The organism is Sphingobacterium sp. 1.A.5 (genome assembly GCF_002734235.1).
GTDB classification, from domain to species: domain Bacteria; phylum Bacteroidota; class Bacteroidia; order Sphingobacteriales; family Sphingobacteriaceae; genus Sphingobacterium; species Sphingobacterium daejeonense.
In genome coordinates this window covers 101,735-119,662 of the sequence record NZ_PEBA01000003.1, presented here as the reverse complement: position 1 = coordinate 119,662, position 17,928 = coordinate 101,735, and the positions used below count along the sequence as shown (strand labels likewise).

General features: G+C 38.2%; 10 protein-coding genes. 7 read left to right on the top strand and 3 right to left on the bottom strand.

What is annotated here, in order from left to right; translation table 11 throughout:
* The first annotated feature begins 236 nt into the window (after positions 1–236).
* The 3 genes from CRT24_RS03080 (at position 237) to CRT24_RS03070 (ending at position 6,180) form a co-directional block, all read left to right on the top strand.
* Positions 237–3,536: a TonB-dependent receptor gene (locus CRT24_RS03080; protein ID WP_099369777.1), complete on the top strand. Its 3,300-nt coding sequence runs from the start codon at positions 237–239 to the stop codon at positions 3,534–3,536.
* An 8-nt stretch (positions 3,537–3,544) separates the two neighbouring features.
* Positions 3,545–5,137: a RagB/SusD family nutrient uptake outer membrane protein gene (locus CRT24_RS03075; RefSeq protein ID WP_099369776.1), complete on the top strand. Its 1,593-nt coding sequence runs from the start codon at positions 3,545–3,547 to the stop codon at positions 5,135–5,137.
* A gap of 107 nt (positions 5,138–5,244) precedes the next feature.
* Positions 5,245–6,180 (top strand): glycoside hydrolase family 43 protein, encoded by a 936-nt coding sequence (locus tag CRT24_RS03070; RefSeq protein WP_099369775.1) that lies wholly within the window; start codon positions 5,245–5,247, stop codon positions 6,178–6,180.
* Between the two features lie 1,196 nt (positions 6,181–7,376).
* On the opposite strand, the gene CRT24_RS03060 is transcribed toward CRT24_RS03070, so the two are convergent.
* Both CRT24_RS03060 and CRT24_RS03055 read right to left on the bottom strand, forming a co-directional pair.
* Positions 7,377–7,568 (bottom strand): cold-shock protein, encoded by a 192-nt coding sequence (locus CRT24_RS03060; RefSeq protein WP_099369773.1) that lies wholly within the window; start codon positions 7,566–7,568, stop codon positions 7,377–7,379.
* A 305-nt stretch (positions 7,569–7,873) separates the two neighbouring features.
* The gene (locus CRT24_RS03055) at positions 7,874–8,899 is read right to left on the bottom strand and encodes an acyl-CoA desaturase (protein ID WP_099369772.1); all 1,026 of its coding nucleotides are present in this window, start codon (positions 8,897–8,899) and stop codon (positions 7,874–7,876) included.
* A 908-nt stretch (positions 8,900–9,807) separates the two neighbouring features.
* Here CRT24_RS03055 and CRT24_RS03050 point away from each other — a divergent pair.
* Entirely contained in the window at positions 9,808–11,133 is a 1,326-nt protein-coding gene (locus CRT24_RS03050; protein ID WP_099369771.1) for an IS4 family transposase, read from the top strand.
* A gap of 289 nt (positions 11,134–11,422) precedes the next feature.
* Here CRT24_RS03050 and CRT24_RS03045 read toward each other — a convergent pair whose 3' ends face one another.
* The gene (locus tag CRT24_RS03045; protein WP_099369770.1) at positions 11,423–12,604 is read right to left on the bottom strand and encodes an MFS transporter; all 1,182 of its coding nucleotides are present in this window, start codon (positions 12,602–12,604) and stop codon (positions 11,423–11,425) included.
* Between the two features lie 241 nt (positions 12,605–12,845).
* On the opposite strand from CRT24_RS03045, the gene CRT24_RS03040 reads away from it, so the two are divergent.
* The 3 genes from CRT24_RS03040 (at position 12,846) to CRT24_RS03030 (ending at position 17,867) form a co-directional block, all read left to right on the top strand.
* Positions 12,846–16,040 (top strand): S41 family peptidase, encoded by a 3,195-nt coding sequence (locus CRT24_RS03040; protein ID WP_099369769.1) that lies wholly within the window; start codon positions 12,846–12,848, stop codon positions 16,038–16,040.
* A 231-nt stretch (positions 16,041–16,271) separates the two neighbouring features.
* The gene (locus CRT24_RS03035) at positions 16,272–16,850 is read left to right on the top strand and encodes a sigma-70 family RNA polymerase sigma factor (RefSeq protein ID WP_099369768.1); all 579 of its coding nucleotides are present in this window, start codon (positions 16,272–16,274) and stop codon (positions 16,848–16,850) included.
* A gap of 12 nt (positions 16,851–16,862) precedes the next feature.
* On the top strand, positions 16,863–17,867 hold the full coding sequence (locus CRT24_RS03030) for a FecR family protein (protein ID WP_099369767.1): 1,005 nt from the start codon (positions 16,863–16,865) through the stop codon (positions 17,865–17,867).
* Positions 17,868–17,928 lie beyond the last annotated feature (61 nt).

Below are 17,928 nucleotides of genomic sequence, written 5' to 3'. Positions count from 1 at the left end.
GATATTTTTTGGTGTTGAATCTCAATAAATCTCATTTTGGGTTTCAATTTTGATGTTGAATGTCGATTTTTTAAGCCTTTAATCTTTTAAGATAAAAATATGACCGATATGGATAACGTTTTACCTTAACATATTAAGAAATTATTAAGATTGTATAAATTTTTCTGACGAAAACTATGAAAAATTAATATGTTTGCAGCCGAATAACATAAATTCGACCTAATACTTTAACATCAATGACAAACAAAGCTGCTTTTATCAAGTATTTGATTTTAGCTGCGACCTTGGGGAGTGGAAGTTATAGTTTTGCCAATGCAAACACAGTTCATTCATTCTGGTTGCAGTCCAAACTTGAGGGAACAATCAGTGATTCTAATGGTCCAATCGCGGGCGCCTCGATCACTGTTAAGGGGACGGGTATTTCTACATTTTCAGATGAGAACGGACATTTTAGTCTTTCAGATGTAAAGAGTGGATCTACTTTAGTAATTAGTTATATGGGCTACCAATCTGAGGAAGTCGTAATAACGAATCAAACAAATTTAAACATCACATTAGAACAGACGAGTTCGGATTTAGACGAGGTTGTGGTTGTAGCATATGGTACGGCTAAGAAATCGACTTTTACGGGTTCTGCATCGGTTGTAAAATCTGACCAAATTGAGAAGATTTCGGGTTCAGGTTTTGCTGAGGCATTACAAGGTGCTAGTGCTGGTGTCAATGTAACAAACAACGAAGGTAACCCAGGTGGAAATACAAGAATTCAGATTCGTGGTATTTCTTCGATGACTGGAGCCTCCAATCCTTTGATCGTTGTGGATGGTATGCCATACGATGGTCAATTGAATTCCATTTCACCAAGCGATATTGAGTCGATTACAGTATTGAAAGATGCTGCGGCGTCTTCACTATATGGTTCTCGTGCTGCAAATGGTGTTTTGATGGTAACCACGAAAAAGGGTAAATCAGCAAAACCACAGATTAATTTCCGCTCGAGCTGGGGTACTGCAGACAATGCAGTTGTAAACCCTGTAAAAGCAAATCCTTCTGAGCAATTATTGAATACTTGGGAAGGTATGTATAATGACCAATTCTACAAATATGGCTTGAGCAAGCAAGCTGCTGGAGATTGGGCTTCTGCAAACCTATTGGGCAAGCTATTGAAGGCTGTAAAAACAACAGATGGCCAGAATTCTTACGTTTCTCCATTCCAACATATCAATGAGGCTTATGTCTTGCATGATGGTGAAGGAAATGCAAGGATTAACCCCAATCTAAAAATGATCTGGGATGAGAGCGACTACGATTTTTACGGCGCTGTGTTCTCCAGAAAACTTAGACAAGATTACGGTGTTGACCTAAGTGGAACAGCAAACGAAGGAAAAACAAATTACTTCTTGTCTGCAGGTTACCTGGATGACAACGGATATGCAAGTAGACAATATTTCAAACGTCATAATTTCAGAGCTAATGTAACGTCTCAAATTACTGATTGGTTACAGGTTGGCGGAAACTTATCTTACTCAGGTTCAAAACAAAACTTATCGGGTGCATCCAGAGCATTGATCTTCACGAATTCATTGCAATCACCTTGGTTGAGAAATGTAGACAATACGGACTGGGTTTATTCTCAAAAAACCGGCGAACGCATGTTTGACTATGGATCATACACCAACAATTTCTTTGGTATCCAAGCCTTGAACAATGGCGGTGACTATTGGGATAATCCTAATGATGAGTCTTTCAACAATAATATGAGGAATATGATTTCCTCAAGATTCTTTGCTGAGGTTCAACTTCCATATAATTTTAAGTTCAAAACATCATTGGGCATTGACAACAATATCTATAAGTTCTTCGGCTATGGATCGGCTATTCATGATGCATCGCAACAAGCGCCTTATGGAATTACGGTAACTACCAATGGTGGTAATGCTACAAGATCAAACGGTGCAACAAAATCAGTTACGTTCAACAATATCTTGACTTGGGAGCAAAGCTTTGGAAAGCATAATCTATCTGCTTTAGCAGGTCAGGAAGCTTACTCATTGGATGATTATTTCGATACGGGTTATGGAGAGGGTATCATGCAAATGGGCCAATTTGAATTGGGTTCTACCTCAAGAAACTGGAGCAATGACTCTTATAGAAACCGCTATAATTTGTTGTCTTATTTAGGAAAAGTTGATTACAACTACGATGGCAAATACTTCGTTTCCGGATCGGTTCGTCGTGATGGTTCATCAAGGTTCAGTCCTGAAAGCCGTTGGGGTAACTTCTTCTCGGGAGGTCTATCATGGAGAATCAGCCAAGAGGATTTCATGAAGGATGTTAGCTGGATTAACAATTTAGCTTTACGTGCTAGTTATGGTACCACAGGTAATGATAAGTTGTTTATGCGTAATTCGAACGGTACTACAGGTGGGGAGATCCTTTATGGTTACCAAGGAGTTTATGCTTCAGATGATTTATATACAGTTGCTGGTTTGAAGCCTTCTTCGGTTCCTACGCCAAACTTGATTTGGGAAAAGAACCAACAGTACAATGTTGGATTGGATTTCAGTTTGTTCAACAGATTGAATGGTACAATCGAATATTACCAACGCAATGCGATCGACTTATTGTTCTACAAAGAATTCCCGTTATCGGGACAAGTTGGAGCTGCTATCGGAGAGAATACTAACCTTGGGGACTTAACAAACAGAGGTTTCGAATTTACATTGTCAGCTGATGTGATCCGTAAAGAGAACTTCAACTGGAAAGCTGATTTCAATATTTCGACTTTGAAGAATGAGATCACTTATTTACCTGGAGGAGCTTTCACTTATGAGAACCGTACTGCGGGTTATAAGATGGAAGAAGGAAAATCATTGTTTGAGTTTTACATGGTTAAGAATGCTGGTGTAAATGCTGAGACTGGTAATATGCAATATTACATCAAGGGAGACAATGATAATTGGGAAGTTACTGAGGATTATAGCTTGGTAACTACTGATGACTACCAATATATTGGATCTGCATTGCCAAAAGCATTTGGTGCTTTGACAAACAGTTTCAACTATAAAGGTTTGGATCTATCCTTTATGTTATACTATTCACTTGGTGGAAAAATGTATGACTATGCTTACATCGAGCGTACAGCATTGCGTGGTGGTGTAGGTGTTGTTCAGGACTTGGTTGGAGACAGATGGAAAAACCCGGGAGACAATGCCTTGTTGCCAAAATGGTCTAATGATGATTATTCAAGCACAAGAAAAGCTTCTGATTTCTATGTTTTCGACAATGACTATTTGAGATTAAGAAATGTGACTTTAGGATATAACTTGCCTAAATCATTGTTAGAGAAATTGACCTTATCTAATGTTAGAATATTTGTTTCAGGAGACAACTTATTGACATTTGGTTCTGCGAAGAACAGGTATTCAGATCCGGAGACTGGTCTATCGGGTAACAACTACAACGGTAATGCCGATACGGACAATGGAATCCAAGGGTCTAGAAGAGTTTATACTGGCGGTTTACAAGTTTCATTTTAATTAGCGTCATGAAAAAGATATTTAAGAAAATTCAAATATTAGGGCTTGCCGCAGCACTAGGATTAAATAGCGGATGTAGTGACTTTTTGGAGACGAGCTCGTCCGTTGACACTTCGGATGAATTGGTTATTTCCAATACGGCAGGTTTAGTGAAAGTTTTAACTTCAGCCTACAATCAGTTGTTTTTTAATCCTCAGGGAGCAGATCGCGTTTATGCAGGATTAACTGGTCTTCAGATGTATGTTGATTTAGGTGGTGCTGATATCTTATGCCATACGAATATGGGTGGAAATCAACTTTCCACTTATCGTTATGAGCCTACCAAGACTCAGGCAAACGGGCAATCTGACGCTATTTGGTCGATGATGTACAAAATCATCAACCAAGTAAACATTATCATCGACAATGCTGAAAATGCGCAAGGTGAGCAAGCGACTAAAGATGCATTATTAGGTCAGGCAAAAGCAATTAGAGGAATCTGTTATTTTCATTTGATTCAGAATTATCAACAGACTTATGCTATTGCAAAGACAAAACCTGGTGTAATTCTAAGATTGAGTTCAGAAGATGAGAAAAGTCTTCCTCGCTCAACGGTACAACAGACTTATGACCAAATTGTAAAGGATTTGACAGATGCAAAATCTTTGTTGGGTTCCTATTCTCGCGAAGGAAAGTGGTTTATCAATGAGGATGTTGTAACTGGTCATTTGGCTCGTGTTTATTTGGTTATGAACGATTGGTCAAAGGCTTTATCATCAGCTTCTGAGGTTTACAATAAATATCCAACATTGATGTCCAAGGAACAGTACCGCGGTGGTTTTGACGATGTTATCACAAAGAACTACCCAGAGGTAGTTTGGGCGGTTAAGTTTACCGATCAAAACAACCTAGGTGGCGGTACTCAGTTCAATTTCTGGTTTAACCAAGATGCTAGTTACGGTGAAGGTTTCACTGATGGACCAATTTACTCATTCTTGGACTTCTTTGCTGATGGTAAATATGAGCAATTGTTTGAAAAAACTGAAGATAGATACCAATTCTGGAAAAGGACCAATAATGCGAGTGCAGAATGGTCTACCAAATGGGCTTATGATAAGTATAAGCACTATGGTGATGGTCATGGAGCAAAACAGAGCAATACTCGTCCAGAGATTTCTTTGATGCGCAGTGCTGAAATGCTATTGATTATGGCTGAGGCTTCTGCAGAATTAAACAATGGTCAAGGACTGGCTCACCTAACAAAACTTCAGAAAGCAAGGGGTGTGAAAAACTTGACTACTGCTGCATCTGGAGATAATCTTTTGGAAGCGATCTATGTTGAAAGAAGGAAAGAACTGTTGTGTGAGGGGGTTACTGGTTTGTATGACTTATTGAGATTACAAAAACCATTGATCAGATACCAAGAGACTCCGACTTACAAAGAAGGTCATTATACTTGGGGAGTTTCATATTTGAATGGCTATGTTGCCAATTCAGCAAACCCAACTGGTACTTTCCCATCTAATGATTATAGGTTATTGTGTCAGATTCCGCAATTGGAAATTGTAAACAATGAAGCTTTAACAGAAGCTGACCAAAACCCATACAGTGGAACAAAGTAATTTTTTGTTATCATAAATTTTGCAAGCCCCGGTAGGATTCTACCGGGGTTTATTTTTGTTAGGGTATTGAAATTGATTATATTTGGTTAAATCAACATAACCTAAACATGTTCAACAAAATTTTTTCTCTCTGTGTCTGTCTATGCTTTATATTTTCATCAAAAGCTCAAGAACAAGACTCAGCATTTATCTTTTCTTACTTTAAGAGCAATGGCGAAGATGGTCTTCACCTTGCCTATAGTGGAGACGGATTAAAATGGTCCGCATTAAAAGGAGACCAGTCTTTTTTGACTCCGGAACTCAGCCCTGACAAGTTAATGCGCGACCCTTGTATTATTAAGGGTGGTGATGGTCTCTATCACATGGTTTGGACCGTCAGCTGGACTCAAAAGGGGATTGGCCATGCTACTTCCAAGGATCTTATCAATTGGTCGGAGCAGCAGTACATTCCGGTTATGGAGCACGAACCTCATGCTAGAAATGCTTGGGCACCTGAGATAACCTATGATCCGTCTACCAAGCAATATATGATTTATTGGGCAACTACGATCACGGGAGAATTCCCTGAAACGCAAGTTGAGGCAGACAATGGCTATAACCACAGAATGTACTATACCTTGACCAAAGATTTCAAGGATTTTACTGAAACCATGCTTCTTTACGAGCCGGGGTTCAATTGTATTGATGCTACGATTCAAAAGAATGGTACAAAATGGATGATGGTCATCAAAGATGAAACCCGTGAACCGGCAGAAAAGAATCTAAAGCTTGCTTACGCTGATGATTTAGAAGGACCATATTCAGAAGCTAGCGAAAAAATAACAGCTGATTATTGGGCGGAAGGTCCCACCGTAATCAAGAATAATGGGGCATGGTATGTTTATTTTGATCGTTATATGGATAATCATTTTGGGGTGATCAAATCCAAGGATTTAAAGAATTGGACAGATGTATCTGATCAGTTGCAGTTTCCGGAAGGGATACGACACGGTACCATATTGAAGATTTCGAATAAAGAATTAAATAAGTTGAAGGCGTTGTAAGAGGTAAAATAGTTACACCCCTATAGGGTTGGGTGGGATGAAATAATCGTTTCTAAAATAGTTAAAGCCCTCACGGGCAATTTTATTAAGTTAGGGTGGTTTAAACATGCCACACCTATAGCGTTGGTTATTGAGATGATTATCTTGTGAAGCTTTCCCTTATGGTTGTGGAAGGTTTTTGAGACTCTTGTTCCAGGTACTGTGTCGGGCCTAGTCCTTAGGAAGGATAAATGATTTTTTTCGTAATTTTTTGAAATTGAAAAAATTTAAGGGTATTTATGCAAGAATCATTAAGAATAATAAAAAAATCGATACTTTATCTAATTTTCTTTTTCATAACGGCACCGTTTATTTTACGGAGTGGGTTTATTGAAGGAGGCCTTAAATTAAAGTATTTCCCCTTAGCTGGTCCATAATACTGCTCATTGTTTGTCTTAAGAAAAATTGAATATTTTAGGAAAAATCTGATAATTTTATTAGCTCCTATTATTTTTTTGACAATATTTGGGTTACACAGAAATGCGAAAGACCTAGTGCCAGCTATGTTCCTAAGATGAACCTTATCTTTGGATATAATTTAATTCCTTTTATAGTAAATTCAAACTAGTTTTATGAAGCTCTTTAGTTTGATTTTATTAATTTCAAGTGTTTTTTAATGTTTCTAATCCTGGTATTAGACAAGAAAGGTAATATAACTGACAAATGGTTTAAAGCTCCTATAAACAATTCATTAGTTACCTCATATTACATATATATATATTAAAATTCCAAAAGATTTTGTTAAATTTTGATTTCATGATTATATACTACGCTTTGTGTATTATGTAATTGCGGTATATAAATAAATATTTGATCTTGGAATATATCCGAAAGTCTATACAGGCGATTGATTAATTGACTACCTTACAATAGTTGACATTGTCTCATTCACTTTGCAAACCAATAGATTTCTCACTCACGCATCCTATTGCGAAATAGGGTCCATTGTTGAAATGGACCATGCCGGTCAACGCAGGGTTTTCAAAAATCATATTAGAAGTTCATTATTAATATTTATTTTTTTATCCCCGGTTTATTCTGTTCAGGACATAGCAGGATTATCGGGGATTTTTTCTTATGCGATATTTGATAAATATTCAAAAAAAATGGCCCTAACAAAAGTTAGAGCCAAATAATTAATATTGAATGGAGTATCCTTAAGCGATACGGACGTTAATAGCGTTCAATCCCTTCTGTCCGCGCTCAACGTCGTATGTAACATTGTCGTTCTCTCTGATATTGTCCCTAAGACCTGTTGAGTGTACAAATAGATCTTGACCACCCTCATTTGGTGTAATAAAACCAAATCCTTTGGTGTTATTGAAAAATTTTACTTTGCCTTCTTGCATCGTTTTAAAAATTAAATAAAAAAATTTTGTTTAGGCCATTGGCCAATAATTTGAAACAACCGTTTCAATAATCATTGTTGGCAAATTGATGTTTCTAAATGTAAACTGAAGAAGTACAGTCTCAAATAGAATCACATCGATCTGATGAAAACAAATTAGCAACTGGATTTACGGAACTAAAATAGATGGGAAAACCGATCGGTTTCAGAAAGCGTAGGCAGAGCCTGATTATATCCAAAGGTATTAAAAATTAATTAAATTCCAAAATTTATTTTCTCATTGATTTAATAACCTTAAAATGTGAGTTAAAAGCGCTCCAAAATGTAGGGGTATTCGTGATAAGATATATTAAATTCTCTACAAGTAGTTTTAACGATTCTGTTTATGTCAGGATAATGAATGTGACTAATTTTAGGAAATAGGTGGTGTTCAACCTGGAAATTAAGACCACCCAGCATCCAAGTCAAGAATTTATTCCTAGTAGCAAAATTTGAGGTAGACTGAAGTTGGTGGACCATCCATTCGTCTTCAACCCTAAAATTTTCAATTGTCTTGAATTCAGTCTTGGAAACGACATGTGCCAATTGAAATATAGTTGCTAAACAAATACCACAAACAATACTTGCTATCAACAGTCCAACCAATGTCGGGATTAAACCCACATAGAATATCGGTAATATGACAAAGACAAACATATGAACCGCCTTACTGATCCAGAAGATAACCTTCTCCCTGAAGGGTATCGAAATATTTATTGAATTTTGTCCAAGTCTCCCCCTTAAAAGCTTTTCATAGTCTTGGTAGAAAATCCAAGCGAGGTAAGATATGGAATATAAAAAAATAAAATATAAATGCTGGAACCTGTGATGTTTTTTGATTGGTTGGTCATGGTGAATACGCATAAATTTTATTTCTATATCGTGATCCTCACCATCGATGTTCGTATAAGTATGATGCGCAATGTTGTGCTTGAGTTTCCAAAGATATATATTCCCTCCCAAAAGGTTCAAGGAATAGCTTAAAACGGAATTGACTTTCCTGTTATCAGAAAAGGTATTGTGCCCTGCATCATGCATGATATTAAACCCAATGGCAGCCAAATTAACGCCCATTATTATACATAGAATTACACTTATTGTCCAATGGTTTTGGATAAATACCAATAAAACAAAATTGATAAGGAGAATAAATATTAATATTGTTGCCTTAATTGCTAATTTTCTGTTTCCAGTCTTCTTGATTTCATTGTTAATAAAATAGTCGTTAATTCTAATTTTAAGGGCTTTGGAAAAGGAAGTTTTGTCTTTTAAAAATTTTACTTTGGTACTCATACTATAGCAATATACTAATAAAGTATTGATTTTTACTGGCAATAAATTTAATTAATTTATATGTCATAGCAAAAAAATGCCGCATAAATATTATGTTATGAAGGTGAAGATTTATAATCATTATTGTTGAAATATAATTCTTGCTAGCTGACTATATCCATGGCCGTATAGTTTTTTACAAACTTGCTAAGTTAAATTAACGCTGATATTTTTGATTAATCCGAAAGTTTTTGGGGTTAGGAAATTTAAGCAAATTATTTCACCTATCTGTAAAGAACGAATGATGTATTTCTGCGAGATGGAACGATTTTGTTAGGGCTCCTGTTGCTGAAGTAATGGAGAATGTTTTGATAGCTTACTAGACTTATCTCCTTACTCTTTCTAATGTAGTATAGATAACTTTCAGGATCTGATTATTTCACCTTCCTGAGTTTGTGAAAGCTATCTTTTTGTCAATGAATTAATTGAATAAGTTACCATAGCAATTTCAATTTCCTAAACTAGTTCTATTTTTAGACCTTGAATTAACAACAGTTGTCCAGGGTAATATAGGTTTCCGAATACCTGTTTGGATGTTTGTCCTAGAGTTGTTTAGTTCGAGATAATAGATGTGAAGATCAACCATTACAGCATACTTAATACAATCTCTAAGGGGCTTTTTGGTCAACTAAAACAATGCATAGGTGCTTGGAGATGGATTGGAAACCTTGTATGGGACAACCTTCATGATATTCGAGAGGATATAGAATTTTAAGGTGGATGAACTTTACATTACTATTGATACTAGTTGCCTTTGGCGTATCACCCCTACAGGGCAATGTCATTAAGTTAAGAAAAAAATAAGGCCACAAATCACGTAAATGTTTAATTTTGAATTCACTACTAAACAAATCTAAACAAGCGTGTTTATGGCCGATGTAAAAATAGCACTTAAAATCATATCAGACCTAAAAAATTTTATTTCTATCTGTTTAACAGATCCTCTGCTGCTCAATCTTTTCAGGAATTCCAAAACCCATTTCACCCGGGACCGCAAGCTCAATTTCGAGAGATTGGTCCTGCTGATCGCCAAGATGTGCAAGCGGACCCTCTCTGTCGAACTGGAAGGTTTCTTTGGTGAGCTGGGCAAGAAGATCAGTTGCTCGGTGAGTGCCTTTTCCCAGCAGAGGAGCAAGCTGAGCCCCCTTTTCTTCCTGGTCTGGAACCGGGTGCTCTGCGAGAGCTTCCTGCGCCATGCACCGGGGGAAACCAGGAGACGGATGGGCTACCGGCTGATCGCAGTTGACGGCTCCAACCTTGCCCTGGTGAACACACCTTCCCTGCAGGCCCACTTTGGCGGCCAGAGCAACCAGAACTCGAGCTTCGTGCAGGCAAAGACCTTCTATCACTACGATGTGCTGAACGACCTGGTGACCCATGCCTGCATAGCCCCATACCGGACCAGCGAGCTGACCATGGCCTCCCATTGGATCGAGGAACTGCCCGTGGACTCCATTGCCATCTATGACAGGTGCTATTCGACGTTCAAGATGTTCGCGCTCCATAGCTGGCAGGAGAGCGAGCGCAAGTTCGTGATCAGGGCGAAGGATTCGCTGGAGTTCGTCAAGAGGTTCCTGAAGACKGGAAAGGTTTCCCAGGTCATCGAGCTTGCCCCAACCCAGGCCTCCATCRGCGGCCTGCGCCAGAGCGGGTTCGCCACGGACAGCTCAACAAGGATCCGCATACGCTTGGTCAGGGTAGAACTGCAGTCGACCACGGAGGTGATCGCGACCAACCTATGGCAGGAAGAGGGGTTTGARAACGATATGTTCGGGGACCTGTACTTCAGGCGCTGGGGAGTGGAGACGAACATCTCCAAACTGAAGAATACCATGCAGATGGAATCCTTCAGCGGRCTGACGGTGGAATCYGTCGAGCAGGATTTCTATGCAACKGTGATGATGTCAAACCTGCATTCGATACTGATCAGGGATGCCCAGGTCCAGCTCGACCGCGATACRTCCACGAAAAAGTACCCCCAAAAGGTCAACGGGAACAAATCCTTCGGAAAATTAAAGGAAAACCTGATAGCCATCTTTTTCAAAAACAGGGAAAGGGAAATCCTCAGGGAGCTCACGGCCTATTTCCTCAAGGACACATTGCCCATTCGAAAGGGAAGATCGTTCCCAAGGCAGCTTAAGACCTCGAATAAAAAGTGCAAGCACAGGACCTACACAAACTACAAACCGGCATGATAAAATCCTTAACTTAATGACATTGCCCATCGGGGTTGGATGACTAATCCCTGTATGGTTAAAACATTATAAACATGATTTCGGTGGCAGTTGGGGAAACCAGACAAAGACAAGCATAGCCAGCTACCACGAGACGATGCAAGCAATACAGCTTTCTGATTTTATGGATGGTGGGGACACGAGCCACGGCGAAGGGGCAAACAAGGCATAGAAGTAAGTCCAGCCATAGCGAGCCGACACCATTGGTGTGGCTTCAAATATGGCTGAAAAAGGTTTAGACCTTAATTTATTATTTTTCGTTGAAGATTTTCAGTCTGCTGACCATGATAAACATCAAGAAGCCAAACAGTGAAAAAATAGCGAATGAGTATCTTAGGCTGAACAACTCCGCAATATAACCGATCAATGGTGGTCCCATCAAGAATCCGAGGTAGGATATACTGGAAACCATTGCGAGAGCAACTCCTGCAGGGATTGTTTTGTGTTTACCTGTAACACTGTACACGGTTGGGACATTACATGCTACACCTAATCCGACCAACATAAATGCGAATGTACAAACCCATAGATTAGGGAAAACAACAGATGCTAGCATGCCTACGAACATCAGAACGCCACTGATTTGTAGAGTGCGCTGTCTACCATATCTGCCAATGAATGCATCTCCCAGGAATCTTCCTAGCGCCATCATAATCATAAATGATGCATAACCTAGTATCACGAGTTTTTCAGGAGCTTTTACTACATCACTGAAATATACACCGCTCCAGTCGAACATAGCACCTTCGGTTGCCATGCTGAAGAATCCGATGACACCTAATTGTACAATAAGGGAGTCTGGTTTGAACTTTGTTTTTTCTTTTTTTTCTGTCTTGGAGCCTTCTTCAGGAACCAAATACTGTTTGTTCAACAGGATATTCAAGACCATGATCAGGATAATACCTATAAAATGGGGGATTGTATTGATCTGGAAGTTGAGGGATAGAAGTCCTATCAAAGCACCCGTAAATCCTGCCAATGACCACGCTCCATGGAAAGAGGACATAATAGATCTTCCATAAAGTTCTTCTGCCAATACCCCTTGCGTATTTACGGCGATATTACACATGTTTCCGGTAACTCCAAAAAGGAATAATGAAGCGCCCAACATCCATGCATTTCCTGAAAACCCAATCAACAGAAGCACCAAGGCATATAGAAATGCTGCCCATGGCATCACTTTATGGCTGCCATATTTATTCACCAATGCTCCAGAAAGAGGCATTGTCAATAATTGACCAATCGGAAGCATTAACAGGATAGTCCCTAATTGAGCTTCAGAAAGTTCTAATGCTGATTTAATAGTAGGAATACGACTTGCCCAACTCGCAAAACCCAAGCCTTGGCCAAAGTAAAACAAAGTTACTGCAATGCGTATTCTGCTTTTCATGGATTGAGAGACATTCGCACCTGCCTCACCTAATGATGTCATTGTGTAATATTTGTTGCAAAATTAATACAATTATTTCGAATTGAGGCATTCTTTAGTGTAAAAAATACACACTTATAAGTCTTTATTAATCTTTGGGTTACATGATGCGCTAATAATGTTGTTATTTAAATCAGGGAGCTCTATTCAGCTTGCTGTTTGTTGTAAAATATTTGTCGAGTAATAATGGATTCTGATTTCGAATTGTACATTTGTTTATTAACAATTTATTACTGACCTTAAAATGAACAAATCACTATTAACCTTAGCTCTTCTATTAGGAGGAGCTACAGCATTGTCTGCCCAGGTTCAGCCCACATTTTTGTCACACCCTACCTTGAGCCCTGATGCTCAAACGATAGTTTTCAGTTTTGAAGGTGATCTTTGGAAAGTTCCTTCTGGTGGAGGTCCTGCTTTTCGTCTGACCGCCATGGAAGGAAATGAGGTGATGCCTAGGATTTCCCCAGATGGACAATGGTTGGCATTCTCGTCGAACCAAAACGGGAACATGGATGTTTACGTCATGCCTATGGCAGGTGGAAATATTCAACAGATTACTCACCATGAATCTACAGACGAGGTTGACAGTTGGAGTTGGGACAGTAAGCAGATATATTTTACTTCTGGCAGGGCCAACAGATTGAGCAGCTACCGTGTAAGTAAGGATGGTGGTACTGCAGAGCGGATTTTTCCACATTTCTTCAATTATATCCATGGAATGGTTGAGACACCAACTGGAGAATTGTTGTTCACAGATACTTGGGAAAGTTATACTGCGGCGAACAGGAAAAGATATAAAGGAGCTTTTAACCCCGATATAAAAGGATATCATCCTAAAACTAAAGCCTATAAAGAATATACCAACTACGAAGGGAAAGATTTATGGCCTACAGTTGATAATAAAGGTACGATCTATTTTGCTTCTGATGAGGCCAATGATGAGTATAACCTATACAGTATAAGCAATGGTACCAAGGTTGGATTGACTCAATTCAATGAGTCGATTCGTAATCCACAAGTTGCTGCGAATGGTTCCAAAGTTGTTTTTGAAAAGGGCTACCAGTTATTTGTTTACGATGTAGCTAGCAAAAACACCATGCAACCAGCAATTTCATTGAGTAGAAATCAAGTCTTGGGCAAGTCCAAGGAATTTGATGTTAAAGGTGCGATCAGCAATTTTGATGTTTCTCCGGATGGGAAGAAAATGGCCTTTGTATCAAGGGGAGAATTGTTTGTCAGTGATATTGATGGGAAGTTTATTCGGCAAATGCCAGGTCAAGGTGAAAGAATTACAGAAGTAAAATGGCTAAAGGATAATAAGACATTGTTGTTTAATCAAACTGTTGGAGGATATTTAAATTGGTACTCTCGTTCGGCAGATGGTAAGGGTGATGTAAAGCAATTGACACAAGACAAGAGAAACAATAGGCAGATCAGCATTAACAATGACCGGAGCAAAGCGGTTTACCTCAGCGGAAGAGATGAGGTTCGTTTATTGGATTTAAACAGTCTAAAAAGTGAGACTATAGTGAAGGATGAGATCTGGGCTTTCCAAAACTCCTCGCCATCATTTTCCCCAGATGATAAGTATGTCCTATTTACTGCGATCCGAAATTTTGAACAGGATATTTTCGTTTATCATATCGCTGATAAAAAAGCCATCAATTTAACGAATACGGGTGTGACTGAAGCTTCTCCTGTATGGTCGAAGGATGGGAAATATGTGTATTTTTCAAGTAATCGAACAAAGCCTGCGTATCCTACAGGGATGGAAAATGCGAGTTTATATCGTTTAGCATTGGAGAATTTCGATGAGCCTTATCGTATTGGGAAATTTGATGAATTATTCAAGGATGGCGAGAAAGATAAAGACAAAGAAAAAAAGGATAGTACAGCAAACAAGAACGACAAAAACAGCAAGGATAAAAAAGATGCTGATAAGCCAAAAGATGATAAAAAGGATGATAAAAAGAAAGTAATGGTATCTATTGATGTTCAAGGTCTATCGGATAGGATTACACAAGTAAGTCCTGCTGCTGGTACTCAATATAATCCGCAGACGTTTGCAAAAGGAGAGAAGTCTTACTTATTTTATCAATCTGACCATGAGGGTAAATGGGCGACCTACAGGATCACTTTCGAGCCTTTTGCCAACAGTAAAACCGAGAAGGTATTTGATGGTGGTATTCAAGATCTAGTGGAAGTTGATGGGAAGTACTTTGCATTGATTGGTAGCAATATCCAGAAATACAACATGGATCAAAATAAACTTGATGCGGTTGATATTAATTTCAAGTTCAATAGAGACCTGGACAAAGAATTCAAACAGATGTTCTATGAAACATGGGCCAATATTGAAGAGAACTATTATGACGAGAATTTCCATGGTGTTGATTGGGAAGGTATGAAAACGAAATATGCGAACTACCTCAACGGAATCAACAATAGGATGGACTTAAGGATTCTTCTAAATGATATGTTAGGGGAGTTGAACTCATCTCATATGGGTTTCAGCACTTTCGGTACAGATGAACGCAAGCAATTTAATTTTGTGACCAATGAATTAGGAGTAGTTTATGATGATAAAGATCCCTACAAGGTTACCCATATTGTTGCCAAGGGACCTGCATCAAAAAAGGAAGTTGATTTGAAAGTTGGAGATGTATTGGTTGCTGTAAATGGAAATAAGATTGACAAGTCCCAGGACCGTGATTCTTATTTGACGTGGCCATCTCTAGCCAAAGAAATTCAACTGACTGTGAATCGAGGAGGAAAGGAGCAAATCATCAACATCAGGCCGCAGAGCAATTCATCATTCAAGGAATTACTATATGATGAGTGGATCAAGGGGAATAGAAAGAAAGTTGATGATTTGAGCAAAAACCGAATTGCCTACTCGCATATGAAAAATATGGGCGGTGATGAGCTTCAATCCTTTTTGATCGATATGGCTGAGCAAGAAAACAATAAAGACGCAGTCATTTTAGATCTTAGATATAATACGGGTGGAAATGTTCATGACGAGGTATTACGCTTTTTATCGCAACGACCATATCTACAGTGGCAATATCGCGGTGGTAAGCGTTCTCCGCAAAGTAGCTTTTCTCCAGCTGGTAAGCCTATCGTACTGTTGATTAACGAACAGTCTTTAAGTGATGCTGAAATGACTGCTGCCGGTTTCAAGGCGTTGAAGCTTGGGAAAGTTATAGGTACTGAGACTTATCGATGGATTATATTTACCTCTGGAAAGGGATTGGTCGATGGGTCATTCTATCGATTGCCATCTTGGGGATGTTATACTTTGGATGGTCAGGACCTGGAATTGACAGGAGTTGCACCAGATATTGCTGTGAAGAATACTGTTGCAGATCGCGTAGCTGACAAAGACCCTCAATTGGAAAGAGCCGTTGATGAAATCCTAAAGGATTTGAAGAAATAGGCTTGTCGAGAGAGGTTTTGATAAATGAAGTGCCCCCGGAAAGTTAGAAGCTATTTGGGGGCTTTTTTTATGACTGATTGAATCAAGAGTTTTCGATTTTCATTGTTTTTATTGCGTTTCGATAGATTTTGGAAATAATTTTTAAAAAAAGTAATCAAAAAGTTGCAAACTGTATTTTAACCATTATTTTTATAATAAATTATACATAATACAAATAACCTAAATTATCTGATGAATCCATTGCCTTCAGTTTCTGGACTATCTTGGGAAGATTATGATCTTGTTTCAAGGCTTAAGAACAACGATAAGACAGCATTTTCGGAGATTTATTTTAAATATTGGGAGAATTTTTTCGACAGCAGTTATTCATTTTTAAGGGATGAGGAGCTAGCGAAGGATGTTCTTCATGATGTGTTCCTGGATATTTGGAGAATTCGTCATAAATTGGAAATTCGATACTCGATCAAGGCGTATATTAGTGTTTGTATCAAAAACAAATGTATTTTTGTCTTGAAAGAGAGGAAAAAGGTTGAAATGCTGAATATAGACAGCTTTGATATTATGACCTCAGAATACGACCAATTAGCATTAAAGGATATTGAATTCCAATTAAATCACGTTCTAAAGAATAAATTGACGAAAAAAAGTAGAACAATATTCGAGTTGAATAGGAATGAAGATTTGACGTACAAAGAAATTGCAGGACGGATGAACCTCAGTGTCAAATCTGTTGAGTATCATATGTCCAAGGTTTTGAGCTTGCTGAAAAAATCAATTTTAATTATTACAACCTCGATTTTATTCTTCTAATTACCGGAGAATATGGATGAAAAAAGCAAAGAAGATTTAGGGAAAGAAATCCACGATAGATTAATCCATTCCATTAAAAAAGATAGAAGGCGGAAGATTAAAAGAAATCTTTCGACGGTGTCTTTTATTTTGGTCTTTGCTATTGTTGGATGTTTAGTTTTTTTCAAGCAGGATCATATCCTTGATTTTTTCAAGAGAACTGAGGGGAAAGAAGTCACTGCAGACTTCCTAGCAGGTACCCTAACGGAACAGAACAATTCATTTTCTAAAACAGAACCTCTATCCGTTGGCAACGACGAATCCAAAGCTATTTTCTTAGATAAGGATAAAAAAATGGTCCTAAATATTTCCAGGCTTGGACTAGGAGAGGATGATATTCTAAATATTAAAACGGGTATTGGAGAAGTTTATAAAGTTGAGCTTCCGGACGGTTCAATTGTCAACCTCAATGCAAATTCCAATTTACATTATGCAGCTTCATATCCTAAAGATCGTAAATTGACTCTAGCAGGAGAAGCTTATTTCGAAGTGAAGAGTTTTAAAAAGGACAATAAAAAAGTCCCTTTTGAGGTCAAGACCGAACAGCAGACCATTCAGGTATTGGGCACTTCATTTAACGTGAAAACCACAGGTTCCTACGATGAAACTTTTTTATATAAGGGGAGCTTAAATGTAAAGGCTGTACATACTGGGGAAAACAATAAATTAAAGCCCGGCAATTTGATACGTGTAAATTCGAATCAGGCATTGATGAAGTCTCTTGATGAAGGGGAGATTGAAGAATATTTAGCTTGGAAAGATGGTTTTCTATATTATGATAACAGGAGCTTAGGATTTATCCTTGAAGACCTTCAAAAATATTATGATTTTAAGTTTGACCGTAATAGTGTTCCCGCAGAGAACTTCACTATTTATTTGGCTCGAGAAAACAAATTAGAGGAATTGATTTTGTTATTAGACGCTTCGAGTCATTCCATTCTACAACTAAACGACAAGGTTCTAACGTTTAGAAAATAAATTAAAATTTTTTTAGGGTAGTCGAAAGAATTGAACTCTATATAAGTAATGAAATTATAAA

Coding starts and splice junctions, on each gene's coding strand:
- CRT24_RS03080 (WP_099369777.1), top strand. CDS start 237: ATGACAAACAAAGCTGCTTTTATCAAGTATTTGATTTTAGCTGCGACC.
- CRT24_RS03075 (WP_099369776.1), top strand. CDS start 3,545: ATGAAAAAGATATTTAAGAAAATTCAAATATTAGGGCTTGCCGCAGCA.
- CRT24_RS03070 (WP_099369775.1), top strand. CDS start 5,245: ATGTTCAACAAAATTTTTTCTCTCTGTGTCTGTCTATGCTTTATATTT.
- CRT24_RS03060 (WP_099369773.1), bottom strand. CDS start 7,568: ATGCAAGAAGGCAAAGTAAAATTTTTCAATAACACCAAAGGATTTGGT.
- CRT24_RS03055 (WP_099369772.1), bottom strand. CDS start 8,899: ATGAGTACCAAAGTAAAATTTTTAAAAGACAAAACTTCCTTTTCCAAA.
- CRT24_RS03045 (WP_099369770.1), bottom strand. CDS start 12,604: ATGACATCATTAGGTGAGGCAGGTGCGAATGTCTCTCAATCCATGAAA.
- CRT24_RS03040 (WP_099369769.1), top strand. CDS start 12,846: ATGAACAAATCACTATTAACCTTAGCTCTTCTATTAGGAGGAGCTACA.
- CRT24_RS03035 (WP_099369768.1), top strand. CDS start 16,272: ATGAATCCATTGCCTTCAGTTTCTGGACTATCTTGGGAAGATTATGAT.
- CRT24_RS03030 (WP_099369767.1), top strand. CDS start 16,863: ATGGATGAAAAAAGCAAAGAAGATTTAGGGAAAGAAATCCACGATAGA.